The 14,436-nt window shown below is 49.4% G+C and carries 13 protein-coding genes; 12 read left to right on the top strand and 1 reads right to left on the bottom strand.

Annotated features, from left to right (window positions below):
- The first annotated feature begins 11 nt into the window (after positions 1-11).
- The 12 genes from MPB2EB_RS05840 (at position 12) to MPB2EB_RS05785 (ending at position 13,611) form a co-directional block, all read left to right on the top strand.
- On the top strand, positions 12-1,265 hold the full coding sequence (locus tag MPB2EB_RS05840; RefSeq protein WP_185181418.1) for an NADH-quinone oxidoreductase subunit D: 1,254 nt from the start codon (positions 12-14) through the stop codon (positions 1,263-1,265).
- A gap of 75 nt (positions 1,266-1,340) precedes the next feature.
- The gene (gene nuoE, locus MPB2EB_RS05835; protein WP_185181417.1) at positions 1,341-1,817 is read left to right on the top strand and encodes an NADH-quinone oxidoreductase subunit NuoE; all 477 of its coding nucleotides are present in this window, start codon (positions 1,341-1,343) and stop codon (positions 1,815-1,817) included.
- The gene (gene nuoF, locus MPB2EB_RS05830; RefSeq protein WP_185181416.1) at positions 1,814-3,118 is read left to right on the top strand and encodes an NADH-quinone oxidoreductase subunit NuoF; all 1,305 of its coding nucleotides are present in this window, start codon (positions 1,814-1,816) and stop codon (positions 3,116-3,118) included. The genes nuoE and nuoF overlap by 4 nt, the downstream gene beginning before the upstream one ends.
- Positions 3,119-3,130: 12 nt before the next feature.
- Positions 3,131-5,485, top strand: coding sequence for an NADH-quinone oxidoreductase subunit NuoG (gene nuoG, locus MPB2EB_RS05825; protein ID WP_185181415.1), 2,355 nt, complete (start codon positions 3,131-3,133; stop codon positions 5,483-5,485).
- A gap of 10 nt (positions 5,486-5,495) precedes the next feature.
- Complete coding sequence (gene nuoH, locus MPB2EB_RS05820) at positions 5,496-6,560, top strand: NADH-quinone oxidoreductase subunit NuoH (RefSeq protein ID WP_185182678.1); 1,065 nt, start codon at positions 5,496-5,498, stop codon at positions 6,558-6,560.
- Between the two features lie 78 nt (positions 6,561-6,638).
- Positions 6,639-7,130, top strand: a complete 492-nt coding sequence (gene nuoI, locus MPB2EB_RS05815; protein WP_185181414.1) for an NADH-quinone oxidoreductase subunit NuoI — start codon at positions 6,639-6,641, stop codon at positions 7,128-7,130.
- Positions 7,131-7,142: 12 nt separating this feature from the next.
- Entirely contained in the window at positions 7,143-7,817 is a 675-nt protein-coding gene (locus MPB2EB_RS05810) for an NADH-quinone oxidoreductase subunit J (RefSeq protein ID WP_185181413.1), read from the top strand.
- 16 nt (positions 7,818-7,833) lie between these two features.
- Positions 7,834-8,142 carry an NADH-quinone oxidoreductase subunit NuoK gene (gene nuoK, locus MPB2EB_RS05805; RefSeq protein WP_026921260.1) on the top strand — a complete coding sequence of 103 codons (309 nt, stop codon included), beginning with the start codon at positions 7,834-7,836 and terminating at the stop codon, positions 8,140-8,142.
- Positions 8,143-8,157: 15 nt separating this feature from the next.
- A complete protein-coding gene (gene nuoL / locus MPB2EB_RS05800) occupies positions 8,158-10,176 on the top strand; it encodes an NADH-quinone oxidoreductase subunit L (RefSeq protein WP_185181412.1) in 2,019 nt (672 codons plus the stop codon).
- 22 nt (positions 10,177-10,198) lie between these two features.
- On the top strand, positions 10,199-11,692 hold the full coding sequence (locus tag MPB2EB_RS05795) for an NADH-quinone oxidoreductase subunit M (protein ID WP_185181411.1): 1,494 nt from the start codon (positions 10,199-10,201) through the stop codon (positions 11,690-11,692).
- A gap of 94 nt (positions 11,693-11,786) precedes the next feature.
- Positions 11,787-13,304 (top strand): NADH-quinone oxidoreductase subunit NuoN, encoded by a 1,518-nt coding sequence (gene nuoN / locus MPB2EB_RS05790; protein ID WP_185181410.1) that lies wholly within the window; start codon positions 11,787-11,789, stop codon positions 13,302-13,304.
- A 1-nt stretch (position 13,305) separates the two neighbouring features.
- Positions 13,306-13,611 carry a DUF2818 family protein gene (locus tag MPB2EB_RS05785; protein WP_185181409.1) on the top strand — a complete coding sequence of 102 codons (306 nt, stop codon included), beginning with the start codon at positions 13,306-13,308 and terminating at the stop codon, positions 13,609-13,611.
- Positions 13,612-13,662: 51 nt separating this feature from the next.
- Here MPB2EB_RS05785 and MPB2EB_RS05780 read toward each other — a convergent pair whose 3' ends face one another.
- The gene (locus MPB2EB_RS05780) at positions 13,663-14,241 is read right to left on the bottom strand and encodes an ankyrin repeat domain-containing protein (RefSeq protein ID WP_185181408.1); all 579 of its coding nucleotides are present in this window, start codon (positions 14,239-14,241) and stop codon (positions 13,663-13,665) included.
- Between the last annotated feature and the right edge of the window lie 195 nt (positions 14,242-14,436).

The raw sequence follows: 14,436 nt of genomic DNA, 5'->3' as shown, positions 1-14,436 counted from the left end.
GGATCGCTAAGATGGCAGAAATCAAAAATTACACGCTGAATTTTGGGCCCCAGCATCCGGCTGCCCATGGCGTATTGCGGCTTGTACTTGAGCTTGATGGCGAAGTCATTCAGCGGGCAGACCCGCATATTGGTTTGCTGCACCGAGCCACTGAAAAGCTTGCGGAAACCAGAACTTATTTGCAATCCGTGCCCTATATGGACCGTCTCGATTATGTATCGATGATGGTCAACGAACATGCGTATGTGATGGCGATTGAGCGGATGTTAGGTATTACAGTGCCAATCCGCGCGCAGTATATCCGCGTGTTATTTGATGAAATCACACGGATTCTGAACCATTTAATGTGGCTTGGCTCACATGCGCTGGATGTCGGCGCTATGGCGATATTTCTTTATGCCTTCCGTGAACGTGAAGATTTAATGGACGTTTATGAGGCGGTGTCAGGCGCTCGCATGCATGCTGCTTACTATCGTCCAGGTGGTGTTTATCGGGATTTGCCTGATGCAATGCCGCAATATAAAGCGGCTAAAATTCGCAATGCAAAGGCGTTGACGAAGCTGAACCAGGCACGTCAGGGCTCAGTGCTTGATTTTATTGATGATTTTAGCCAACGCTTTCCGAGCTGTGTCGATGAATATGAAACTTTGCTTACGGACAATCGGATTTGGAAGCAGCGTTTAGTTGATGTTGGGGTTGTGAGTCCCGAGCGCGCGTTGCAACTGGGCCTAACTGGGCCGATGCTGCGTGGTTCAGGGATTGAATGGGATTTGCGCAAAAAGCAGCCTTATGAAGTCTACGATCAGTTGGATTTTGATATTCCAGTGGGTGTCAATGGCGATTGTTATGATCGTTATTTAGTGCGGATTGAAGAAATGCGGCAGTCGACTCGGATTATTCGGCAATGCATAGGCTGGCTGCGCTGCCACCCGGGCCCGGTCATGATCGATAATCCTAAAGTTGCGCCGCCGAAGCGGCTTGAGATGAAAAGCAATATGGAAGCGCTGATTCATCATTTTAAGTTGTTCACTGAAGGCTTTTGCGTGCCAGCAGGGGAGACATATGCTGCAGTCGAACATCCGAAGGGCGAGTTTGGTATTTATTTAGTATCGGATGGGGCTAACAAACCTTATCGGCTCAAAATTCGCGCTCCAGGTTTTGCCCATTTGTCAGCTTTAAACGAAATGGCAAAGGGCCATATGATCGCGGATGCGGTAACCATTATCGGTACGCAAGACATTGTCTTTGGTGAAATTGATCGTTAATCAGGAATCGGGCCTAGTTGTAGTGGGTTGGTGGCTGCCTTTTAAGCGGTAATGTAATTAAGAGTGAACTGGAAAATGCTCTCTGCTGAAGCTTTGAAAGAAATTGATCGTGCGCTAGCCAAATATCCGGCTGAGCAGAAACAGTCGGCTGTGATGGCGGCGCTTGCCATCGCGCAGGACGAGCAGGGTTGGCTCTCTACGGACGTGATGGGCTTTATTGCGGATTATCTTGGCATGCCGGCGATTGCGGTACAGGAAGTCGCAACTTTTTATGCAATGTATGAAACGGCGCCGATTGGCGTGCATAAAATTACCGTTTGCACGAATCTGCCTTGCGCTTTATCTGGCGGGGAAGCCGCCGCTGATTATGTAAAGCATAAACTGGGCATCGGTTTTGGCGAAACTACGCCAGATGGCAAATTTACCTTGCGCGAAGGCGAATGCATGGGCGCTTGCGGGGATGCGCCCGTGTTGTTGGTGAACAATAAACGAATGTGTGGTTTTATGAGCCGTGACAAAATTGATCAATTGCTGAAGGAGCTTGGGCAATGACGTGTTTGCACGAACGCCACTTGCAACCATTGATTCTCGCTGGATTAAATGGCACTAATTGGCAACTCAGTGATTACGTCGCGCGTGGTGGTTACCAGCAATTAAAGCGTATTCTGACGGAAAAAATACTCCCTGAACAAGTGATTGCCGAAGTTAAGGCTTCTGGTTTGCGCGGGCGTGGCGGTGCGGGTTTTCCAACGGGGCTTAAATGGAGCTTCATGCCGCGTCAGTTTCCTGGCCAGAAATATCTGGTATGCAACTCTGATGAAGGCGAACCAGGCACTTTTAAAGATCGCGATATTCTGCTTTACAATCCACATGCGTTGATCGAGGGCATGGCGATTGCTGCTTATGCGATGGGCATTAGCGTTGGATATAATTATATTCATGGTGAAATCTGGCAAGCCTATGAACGTTTTGAGCAGGCGCTTGAGCAAGCTCGCACGGCAGGGTATCTAGGCGCTCATATTCTGGGCTCAGATTTTTCATTTGAGCTCCATGCGCATCACGGTTATGGCGCCTATATCTGCGGTGAAGAGACCGCGTTACTTGAATCCATTGAAGGCAAAAAAGGTCAGCCGCGCTTTAAGCCGCCTTTTCCGGCAAGTTTCGGCTTATTTGGCAAACCGACCACGATCAATAATACAGAAACGTTTGCTGCTGTCCCATTTTTGTTTGCGCTTGGGGGGCAGGCGTATTTAGAGTTGGGTAAACCCAATAACGGTGGGACTAAAATCTTTTCGGTTTCAGGCGATGTAGCCAGACCTGGCAATTACGAAGTGTCGCTAGGTACGCCATTTGCCGAATTATTGGCTTGCGCGGGCGGGATGCGGGACGGTGTTCAGCTCAAAGCGGTGATTCCCGGCGGCTCCTCGGCGCCAGTGGTGCCAGGCGCGATCATGATGCAGACGGATATGGATTACGATTCAATTGCGCAAGCTGGCTCTATGCTTGGCTCAGGCGCTGTGATTGTAATGAATCAAACGCGTTGTATGGTGCGCGCGCTATTGCGCCTAGCTTACTTTTACTATGAAGAATCATGCGGCCAGTGCACGCCATGTCGTGAAGGCACGGGTTGGTTATACCGCGTGGTGCATCGAATCGAGCATGGTAAGGGTGCTCACAATGATCTTGAGCTACTCAATTCAGTTGCTGAAAACATCATGGGTCGCACCATCTGCGCGTTAGGCGATGCGGCTGCGATGCCAGTGCGTGGCATGCTTAAGCACTATTGGCAAGAATTTGAGCATCATATTGAACACAAGCGCTGCCTGGTTGCGCAACCAGTAGAAGCTTTCTAATACGGTTTCAAAATGGTTGAATTGGAAATAGACGGCAAAAAAGTCGAAGTGCCTGAGGGCACGATGGTGATTCAGGCTGCCCAGCAAGTTAATACATATATTCCACATTTTTGCTATCACAAAAAACTGTCAGTTGCTGCCAATTGTCGGATGTGTTTAGTTGAAGTTGAGAAAATGCCCAAAGCGGTGCCTGCTTGTGCGACACCGGTAGCAGCTGGCATGATGGTCAAAACGCGCTCAGAAAAAGCCGTTAAAGCCCAGCAAGCCGTGATGGAGTTTCTCCTGATTAACCATCCGCTGGATTGCCCGATTTGCGATCAGGGCGGTGAATGCCAATTGCAAGATCTTGCCGTAGGGTATGGCAAAACACAGTCGCGCTATAGCGAAGAAAAGCGTGTAGTTTTTCATAAAAATATTGGCCCGCTCGTCTCAATGGAAGAAATGGCGCGCTGCATTCATTGCACGCGCTGCGTGCGTTTTGGTCAAGAAGTGGCTGGCGTGATGGAACTTGGGATGCTGGGCCGAGGTGAGCATTCTGAAATTACGGCTTTTGTTGGACAAACCGTCGATTCAGAGTTGTCGGGCAATATGATTGACTTGTGTCCGGTGGGCGCTCTGACCTCAAAACCTTTCCGTTACAGTGCGCGGACTTGGGAGTTAGCGCGTCGTAAATCAATTAGCCCGCATGATAGCGTGGGCGCTAACCTGGTCGTGCAAGTCAAAGGAAACCGGGTGATGCGCGTTTTGCCCTTTGAAAACGAAGCCGTTAATGAATGTTGGCTGTCTGACAAAGATCGTTTTGCCTATGAAGCGCTCAATAGTAGCGAGCGCCTCACGCAGCCCATGATTAAGCAAAATGGACAATGGCATGAAGTCGCCTGGCATAGCGCATTAACCTATATTACAGAAGGCTTAGGCAAGATCAAGCAAAGCCATGGCGCAGCTTCAATTGGCGCGCTTGCTAGTCCGCATAGTACGTTAGAAGAACTCCATCTATGGCAGCAGCTCGCGCGTGGGATTGGCACGGAAAATATTGATTTCCGTTTGCGGCAAATTGATTTTAATCAGGCTCTGCCTAAAGCGCCATGGCTTGGCATGGCCATTGAAGATTTATCCAACCTGGATAGCGCGTTGATTGTGGGCGCGTTGCTCTGTAATGATCATCCATTATTTGCTGCGCGTTTGCGGCAAGCGGCGAAGGCCGGTGCGCAGATCAATCTATTGCATGCGATTGATGATAATGCACTGATTCCAAGCGCTCAGCGGCTGATAGCGGCGCCTTCTGCTTGGCTGGGGGAATTGGCCGGGATTGCTGTGGCGCTGGCGCAGGCGCAGGGAATAGCCGCGCCTGAAGGGTTGCACGGTGTTACGCCATCGGCGGCTGCCCGAGAAATGGCGACGCGGCTTAACCAACCCGAGTTAGGCGCGCGGCGCGCACTATTCTTAGGTAATGCAGTGGTTCAGCATCCAGATTTTAGCTTGCTTTATGCGGTTGCTCAGTGGATTGCGCAGCACACTGGCGCACAGCTTGGTTTTTTAACTGAGGCGGCGAATACAGTTGGTGCGCATTTGGTGGGCGCTGTGCCGAGAGCTGGCGGTTTGCCTGCGGCGGAAATGTTTAAGCAAGCACGCAAGGCTTATCTATTGCTGAATGTAGAGGCGGACTATGACACGGCAAATCCAGCGCAGGCGCGTTCTGCGTTAGCACAAGCTGAGATGGTTGTGAGCTTATCAAGCTTTAAGCATGGGCTGGATTACGCTGATGTGTTGCTACCCGTTGCGCCGTTTACCGAGACCGCCGGGACTTTCATCAATGCACAGGGTACCGTACAAAGTTTTAATGGTGTAGTACAGGCGCTAGGCGAAGCTCGCCCAGGTTGGAAAATTTTGACGGCACTGGGTCAATTGCTTGACTTGCCTGGCTTCTCTTATGACTCGTCTGAAGCGGTGCGCGCTGCTGCGCTTAGCCGGATCGAGATTGCTGCGCAGCTGTCTAACGCTAGCCAGCTTGCGCCGGCGCTAGAAGCTCAGCATCTTAAATCAGCAGCTCAAGGTGAGATGGTGTTTGAGCGTTTACCTGAGGTGCCAATCTATCATGCCGATCCGCTGGTGCGTCATGCTGAATCGTTGCAACTCACCCGTACCGCGCAGGCCGCGGAGCGTGTATCGTTACCCACTGAGTTGTTCGACCAGTTGGGCTTGACCGAAGGCGATGTAGTCCGCATCAGTCAGGGAGAATATTCGGTAACGATGCCAGCGCTGCGCGATGCGCGTTTGCCGCAAACTGTGCTGCGAGTGCCAGCCGCAACTCGTGCTTCAGCTCAGCTAGCGGGCCTGTTTGGCGAGCTGCGGGTAGAAAGGGTGTAAGGCAAGGGCTCTGATTATGTTCGATACAATCAACACACTAGGTATGCAGGCGCTTGGCTCGGCCTGGCCCACTGTATGGATAATTTTACGCATTCTGGTGCTCTGCGTTGGCTTGCTATTGTCAGTCGCTTATTTGATCTTATGGGAACGCAAGCTCATCGGTTGGATGCATGTGCGCCTTGGACCCAACCGGGTCGGGCCATTAGGCTTGCTGCAGCCGATTGCTGATGTGCTTAAGTTGCTGTTGAAAGAAGTCATTAGACCGACTAAGGCAACTCACTGGTTGTATGGATTAGCGCCGATTATGACCGTAGCGCCGGCGTTAGCTGTATGGGCGGTGATTCCATTTCAGGCCAAAGCGGTTTTGGCAAATGTGAATGCCGGGCTTTTATATGTGATGGCGATTTCATCGGTGGGCGTGTATGGTGTGATCCTTGCCGGTTGGGCGTCAAACTCCAAGTATGCTTTTTTGGGCGCAATGCGTGCCTCAGCGCAGATGATTTCTTATGAAATCGCGATGGGGCTGGCTTTGGTCGTGGTGCTGATGACAGCCGGCAGTTTAAATCTGTCAGAGATTGTGCATTCTCAGCAGCGTGGTATGTTTGCGGACTTAGGGCTTAACCTCCTCTCATGGAATTGGTTGCCGTTATTGCCGGTGTTTGGCGTTTATTTTATTTCGGGTATTGCTGAAACCAATCGCCACCCATTTGACGTGGTTGAAGGTGAGTCAGAGATTGTTGCCGGGCATATGGTGGATTACTCAGGGATGGCGTTCGCGCTCTTTTTCCTGGCTGAATACATTAATATGATCGTGATCTCGGCGCTCACCGCACTCCTTTTTTTAGGCGGCTGGGATGCACCCTTGGCAGCGCTTTCATTCGTACCTGGCGGGCTTTGGTTCGCATTCAAAATTTTTCTGTTGCTGTCGATTTTTATTTGGGCGCGCGCGACTTTTCCGCGCTACCGCTATGACCAAATTATGCGCTTGGGCTGGAAGATTTTTATTCCAGTGACGTTGGTCTGGCTCGCGGTGGTGGGATTTTGGATTATGTCGCCCTGGAATATTTGGCGCTAAGGATCTTAAACCGAGCTCTGATAAAGTGACGTTGCGTGGTTTTGGCCGCGTTGCCAAGCCTATTGAACGGATCAAATTATGTTAACCGCGATTAAAAATTTCTTTAAGAATTTTTTCTTAATTGAGCTCTTCAGAGGGATGGCGCTGACCGGGCGTTATGCGTTTGCACGCAAAATCACCGTGCAATTTCCAGAAGAAAAAACCCCGCTCTCGCCACGCTTTCGGGGCTTGCATGCGCTGCGCCGCTATCCAAATGGGGAAGAGCGTTGCATTGCTTGCAAGTTATGCGAAGCGGTGTGTCCAGCGTTGGCGATCACGATTGAATCAGAATTGCGTGAAGATAATACGCGCCGTACGACACGTTATGATATTGATCTGACGAAATGCATTTACTGTGGCCTATGCGAAGAAAGTTGCCCAGTCGATTCGATTGTTGAAACGCAGATCCTCGAATATCACGGCGAAAAACGGGGCGATCTATATTTCACTAAAGAGATGCTATTGGCCGTGGGAGACCGCTATGAAGCTCAAATTGCCGAGACCAAGGCGGCTGACGCGCCCTATCGTTGATTGAGAGACTAAATGGAATTCACCACTTTACTGTTTTACATTTTTGCGTCGATCCTCGTCGTATCTGCGCTACGCATCATTACCGCGTCTGATCCCGTGCAATCTGCGCTTTTTTTAGTCTTGGCCTTTTTTAACGCTGCGGCGCTTTGGCTCCTTTTGCACGCCGAGTTTCTAGCGATTCTACTCGTGTTAGTTTATGTCGGCGCAGTGATGGTGTTGTTTCTCTTCGTTGTGATGATGCTCGATCTTGATTTAGGGAAGCTGCGGCGCGACTTTAAACGCTTTGTGCCAACCTCAATGATCGTTGGCGGTTTGCTGATTACGGAGATTGCTTTAATCCTATGGCGCGGGTATGGCGGAGCGACTGCGTCAGCGAATCATTTACACGTTGCTCAGGCCAATGATGATGCAGTCTCAAACACGCGTGCACTAGGCAAATTAATTTATACCGACTACATTTTTGCGTTTGAAATTGCCGGACTTTTATTGCTGGTGGCGATGATTGCGGCGGTTGCGCTAACGCTACATCATGGTAAAGATCGTAAACGAACTGACTCGGCAAAGCAAATTCGCGTGCGCCGCGAGGACCGGGTACGGATCGTTAAAATGCGCTCTGAAGCGAGAGTGGAGAGCGCTGCCAGTCCATCTGGATCGGTTGATCAAGCTCGTGACAAAAGCATAAGCTGAAGCAGAAGGAATAAACATGACCCTAACCCTGGCCCACTATCTAGTGCTTGCAGCGATTTTATTTGCAATTAGCATCGTTGGCATTTTTTTGAATCGACGCAATCTAATTGTGATTTTGATGGCGATTGAATTAATGTTGCTTGCGGTCAATACTAATTTTGTCGCTTTCTCACGCTATCTTGGCGACGCGCATGGCCAGGTTTTTGTCTTTTTTGTCTTAACTGTGGCCGCTGCTGAAGCAGCGATTGGGTTGGCGATTTTAGTTACCCTGTTTCGCAGGTCCGATACGATCAACGTTGAAGATCTCGATCAGCTTAAAGGTTAATTAGGTTATTTCATAATGACAGCAACACTTGACTCTAATTTGCTGCTGGCAATCCCGCTGGCTCCACTCGCCGGTGCTCTGCTCGCTGGGCTTTTTGGCAAAACTATTGGCCGCGCAGGCGCACATACGGTAACGATACTGGGTGTCGCACTTGCCTTTGGATTATCGGCCTTGACTTTATATCAGGTGATGGGCGGTGCAGCCTATAACGCAACCCTATACGAATGGATGCGCGTGCCGACCCAGTTAGGAACGCTTAAATTTGAGATTGGTTTTTTAATTGATTCATTAAGCGCTCTGATGATGTGTGTGGTCAGTTTTGTCTCGCTGATGGTGCATATCTATACGATCGGTTACATGCGCGATGACCCGGGCTACCAACGTTTTTTCTCATATATTTCGCTGTTTACTTTCGCGATGCTCATGCTCGTTATGAGCAATAATTTTTTACAGCTTTTTTTCGGCTGGGAAGCGGTTGGCGTTGTATCGTATTTGCTGATTGGTTTTTGGTACACTAAACCAACCGCTATTTACGCCAATATGAAAGCTTTTATCGTGAATCGGGTGGGCGATTTTGGTTTTATCCTGGGCATTGGTTTGCTGTTCGCTTATGCCGGCTCGCTTAACTATGGCGATGTGTTTGCACAACGCGAGGCTTTGGCGGCGCTCACTTTCCCGGGCACCCCATGGGGGCTTTTAACGGTTGCTTGTATTTGTCTTTTTATTGGCGCAATGGGCAAATCTGCCCAGTTTCCGTTGCATGTTTGGCTGCCTGATTCAATGGAAGGCCCGACCCCAATTTCTGCGCTGATTCACGCCGCCACCATGGTAACGGCAGGTATTTTTATGGTCGCGCGGGTGTCGCCGTTGTTTGAATTGACTGACAGCGCGTTATCTTTTGTTTTAATCATCGGCGCCATCACCACTTTGTTGATGGGGCTGCTGGGCCTGGTGCAAAATGACATCAAACGAGTCGTTGCTTATTCAACGCTCTCGCAGTTGGGTTATATGACCGTTGCATTGGGTGTGTCGGCTTATCCGGTGGCGATTTTTCATCTGATGACGCACGCGTTTTTCAAGGCCTTGCTATTTCTTGCGGCAGGTTCAGTGATTATCGGCATGCATCACGAGCAAGATATGCGCTATATGGGCGGCTTGCGCAAAGCGATGCCGATTACTTGGTTGACCTCGCTGATTGGCTCGCTGGCCTTAATTGGTACTCCATTCTTCTCGGGGTTTTATTCAAAAGATTCAATTATTGAGGCGGTTAAATATTCATCGATTGCAGGCTCTGGTTTTGCCTATTTCGCCGTAGTGGCAAGCGTCTTTGTCACGGCTTTATACTCGTTTCGAATGATGTTCTTGGTGTTTTATGGCAAACCGCGCTGGCATGAAGCTCAGCATAGCGCCGACCATAGCCATAGCACTCACGCTCACACTCCGCATGAATCGCCGTGGGTTGTCACCGTGCCGTTGATTTTACTTGCCATTCCCTCAATCCTGAGCGGTGCGCTAGCGATTGGCCCACTGCTCTATGGTGATTTTTTCGAGCACGGGGTGGCCTTTGAGCGAGTCATTTATATCGGTGCAAATCATCTTGCCTTGCACTCAATGGCCGCTGAGTTCCATGGCTGGGCCGAAATGGCGCGGCATGCATTGACTACGCTACCGGTATGGCTCATGTGCGCAGGGGTGGCGGTTGCATGGCTAGGTTATTTACGGTATCCCGCCGTGCCAAGTGCGATTAAAGCCCGTTTGCGCTGGTTTCATACGCTATTTGAAAACAAATATTATTTGGACAAGCTCAATCAAGCGGTGTTTGCGCGGGGCGCAGTTGTGCTGGGTGCAGGTTTATCTCGTACTGGCGAGCGCAAAATCATTGATGCCGCTGTGAATGGCAGTGCGCGTCTCGTGGGCTGGTTTGCAAGCGTCATGCGCTCTTTGCAATCGGGTTATATTTATCACTATGCATTCGCGATGATCGTTGGCATGTTAGCGCTGCTCACGCTCTTTGTCACGATTGGCGGCAAATAAGCAGAAAGAGAACCGTATTCAAATGCAATCTTTTCAATCCTTCCCATTTCTCAGCCTGGCGATCGGCCTGCCGCTTGCTTTTGGCGTTTTGGTTTTGATCAGTAGCGCTTACCTCAAACCCACATGCGTGCGTTGGCTTGCCTTGCTCGGCGCGAGCCTGAGTTTTGTCGTTACTTTGCCGCTCATGATCTACTTTAATGCGCAAACAGCGGCTTTGCAGTTCGTTGAGCGGGTCAATTGGATCGAGCGCTTTAATGTCTCATACTACCTTGGCATTGATGGTATTTCACTATGGTTTGTACCTCTCACGGCCTTGATCACAGTGTTGGTGATTATTGCTAGCTGGACCTCAGTGACGCGACATATTGCGCAATATCTGGCCGCCTTTTTGATCCTGTCTGGCTTGATGGTGGGGGTTTTTTGCGCCCAAGATGGCCTATTATTTTACGTATTTTTTGAAGCGACATTGATTCCGATGTACCTCATCATCGGTGTTTGGGGTGGCCCCAATCGGGTCTACGCAGCGTTCAAATTTTTCCTCTATACGCTTTTCGGCTCGCTGTTAATGCTCGTTGCGCTGTTGTATTTATATGCGAGCTCGGGCAGCTTTGAGCTTGTTGCTTGGCAGCAGTTACCGTTACCGATGCTACCGCAACTATTGTTATTCGGCGCGTTTTTTATGGCCTTTGCGGTGAAAGTGCCAATGTGGCCCGTGCATACTTGGTTGCCTGATGCTCACGTTGAAGCGCCAACGGGCGGTTCCGTGGTGTTAGCGGCGATCATGCTAAAGCTTGGCGCTTATGGTTTTCTGCGTTTCTCGCTGCCCATTGCGCCGGATGCCAGCCATTTCTTAGCGCCGGCGATGATTACATTGTCGCTCATCGCAGTGATTTATATCGGTCTCGTTGCGTTGGTGCAAACGGATATGAAAAAACTTGTCGCGTATTCATCGATTGCACATATGGGTTTTGCGACATTGGGTTTTTTCATGTTTGATACGCTGGGCATGGAAGGCGCGCTGGTACAGATGATTTCACACGGTTTTGTCTCGGGCGCAATGTTTTTATGCATTGGCATATTGTATGATCGTATGCATACCCGCTTGATGGCGGATTACGGCGGTGTCGCCAATGTCATGCCCAAATTTGCTGCGTTCTCCATGCTCTTTTCAATGGCTAATTGCGGCTTGCCAGGCACTTCAGGTTTTGTCGGTGAGTGGATGGTTATTCTAGCTGCGGTCCGATTCAATTTCTGGATTGGCTTGCTAGCGGCGCTCACTTTGATCTTAGGTGCAGCTTATACCTTGTGGATGTATAAAAAGGTGCAGTTTGGCGCAGTAGCTAACCCGCAAGTCGCGCAGCTCAAAGATCTCAATCGGCGCGAATTTTCAATCTTGCTAGTGCTGGCGGCATTCGTGTTAGCGTTAGGCGTTTGGCCAAAACCCTTGACCGAAGTGATGCATACCTCGGTTGCTCATCTGTTGTCTCATGTGGCGCAATCGAAACTACCATCATAAAGTCGCCGCAAACCGCGGTGCTCGGCTTGAGGTGGATTTGCCATAGATTTTATTGCGCTAAGCCAGCGCTGCTTTGCTTCATTTCAGTCCAATTATGCAAAACACCTATATGACCCTATTGCTGCCCGATGCCTTGTTGTTGTTGGCAGTCATCCTTGCTTGGCTTAATGATATTGTCACTGGCGCGACAAATCGGGCCGGACAGCGCATGACTTATGCGATTGCTGTGATAGCGTCGCTGCTTAGCGCGTTTGGCTATCTATGGCTTGCCGCCCAAGGCCAGTCGCATTATTTCTTCGAAAATATGTATGTGGTTGATCCGTTCGCCAACGTGATGAAAGCAACTGTGACCGCGGGGTTTGCCGTTGCGCTCATTTATTCGAGGAAATATATTGAGGAACGCGGGCTATTGCGCGGCGATTTTTATTTACTGGCAATGTTCTCATTGCTCGGACAGTTGGTGATGATCTCAGGTCATAACTTTCTGATGCTCTATCTTGGGCTTGAGTTGATGTCATTGTCGCTTTATGCATTGATTGCGCTGCGCCCTGATGATGACGCGCAGCAGCCAACTGCTTCACGCACGATGCCTAAATTGGCAGCAGAAGCTGCTATCAAATATTATGTATTGGGCGCATTAGCTTCAGGCTTTTTGCTCTATGGCATCTCGATGCTTTATGGCGCAACCGGTTCGCTTGATTTAGAAGAAGTGTTCCGCGCCATTGCCTCTGGCCGCATTAACTATACCGTATTGCTATTTGGGGTGGTTTTTATTGTGGCGGGTGTCGCTTTTAAGTTAGGTGCCGTACCTTTTCACATGTGGGTCCCCGACGTTTATCATGGCGCGCCTACTGCAATGACGTTACTCATCGGGGGCGGACCGAAGGTAGCGGCTTTTGCTTGGGGCTTGCGCTTACTGGTGGTTGGCCTACTGCCATTGGCTATCGATTGGCAACAGATGTTAGTGATCTTGGCTGCGCTTTCCTTGATTGTTGGTAATTTGGTTGGGATTGCGCAAAAAAGCATTAAACGCATGTTGGCTTATTCAGCCATCTCGAATATGGGTTTTGTGCTACTAGGCCTTTTGTCAGGTGTGGTGGGCGGTCGATTAGATAATATTGTTGGCGCTTATAGTGCTGCCACGTTTTACAGCATCATTTATTTACTGACCACGCTTGGTAGTTTTGGCATCGTTATGCTGCTTGCGCGCCGTGACTTTGAAGTAGACAGCATTGATGCATTTAAAGGACTTAACCAGCGTCACCCGCTGTTTGCATTCGTCATGTTGGTGATGATGTTTTCCCTTGCAGGAATTCCGCCCGCAGCAGGATTTTACGCAAAGTTTGCCGTGCTTGAGGCGGTGATGAATACCGGTTTGACTTGGCTGGTGGTATTGGCGGTGCTTTCCTCGCTCTTGGGGGCTTTCTATTATTTACGTATCGTTAAACTGATGTATTTTGATGCGCCTGTCGACCAAACGCCATTGGTTGCCTATGCGGGTGCGCGCATTGTGCTGGTGGCCAATGGTTGCGCACTGTTAGCATTGGGCTTAATGCCTGGTCCGTTATTGTCGCTGTGTACGCGCGTCCTCCAGCAAACTTTGTTTCCTTAAAATGTCAATAACGGGTTGGTTTATTGTAGGGCTGGCCGGGTTCTTGGCAAATGCGCCGTTTCTGAACCAACGGTTCTTTGGCATGTTGCCGTTGTCGTGGGTTCTCGCTAATGGTCGTAAACGAATCGGTTGGCGCTTGCTTGAATTGATGGTGCTTTACTTTGCAGTGGGGGCATTGAGCTTTTTGCTAGAAGCGCGAGCAGGGAATGTTTTTGTGCAAAGCTGGCCATTTTATGCGGTGACCTTTGGCTTTTTTTTAGTATTGGCTTTTCCCGGGTTTGTGTTTTGTTATTTGATGAAGCGCTGAAAAAATTTTGTTTGAAAAATAAAACGGAGGGAGAGTGTCCTCCGCAGGTTTTTACAAATGGCTTGAGTAGGGCGGAAGAGGAGCGCTCTCTTCTATATATTCCTTCAGTAACCTGATTGCCTCTCTATGTCCCTTGCGTTCTGCTATGATGAGCGGCGTATCTCGGCCTCTATTTTCTGCATGCGGATTGGCATGATACAAGAAGAGTTTAGCCATCGAGTTCGTCTGTCCAGCTGAAGCCGCTGTGTGCAAAGGGGTTCGTTTCAAATTATTGGCTGCCTCTATATCTGCCCCTAACTCGATAAGTCGTTCAACCAGCTCCGAGTTTCCGGTTTCGCACGCATAATGTAGAGCGGTATTTTCGCCAGCCGATTTTGTGGATATGTCAGCACCTGATGTCACCAGTGCTTCGATTTTTTGTATCTTCCCATCTGGTTTTTTAGCTTCTTTAAGTAATTTGCGATTGAGATCTTTTTGTTTTAACGATTGTTTTAATTTCCGAAAAAGGCCGATAGGCTCGCCAGGAGTTCTTGTATAACTAGGTGGTATGGCGTTATATGGGTTTTCATAACAAGGGGGAAATCGAACTGAGGACTGGTTTTCTGAGAGAGAGGGAGAGCGGATTAGCATTATTTATCCAAGCTGAAGTCAATTAAATTGAGTATATACAGTAAACTTTCAAAGTATTTTTGAATGGGCGAAGCTAATATCAGGTTGACGAAGGCTGCCTTGTTTGGTTCAAACTGCAGCTATCTAGCGAGCCGCCATAAATGCTGTTTTGTAAGCTTTAAAAGCCTATATCATGTCCATTTTGTGCATTTTAAA

Origin of the sequence: Mycoavidus sp. B2-EB (assembly GCF_014218255.1) — a bacterium.
Lineage (GTDB): Bacteria > Pseudomonadota > Gammaproteobacteria > Burkholderiales > Burkholderiaceae > Mycoavidus.
Note: the sequence above shows the minus strand (reverse complement) of the source record. Positions and strands in the feature narration are given on the sequence as shown.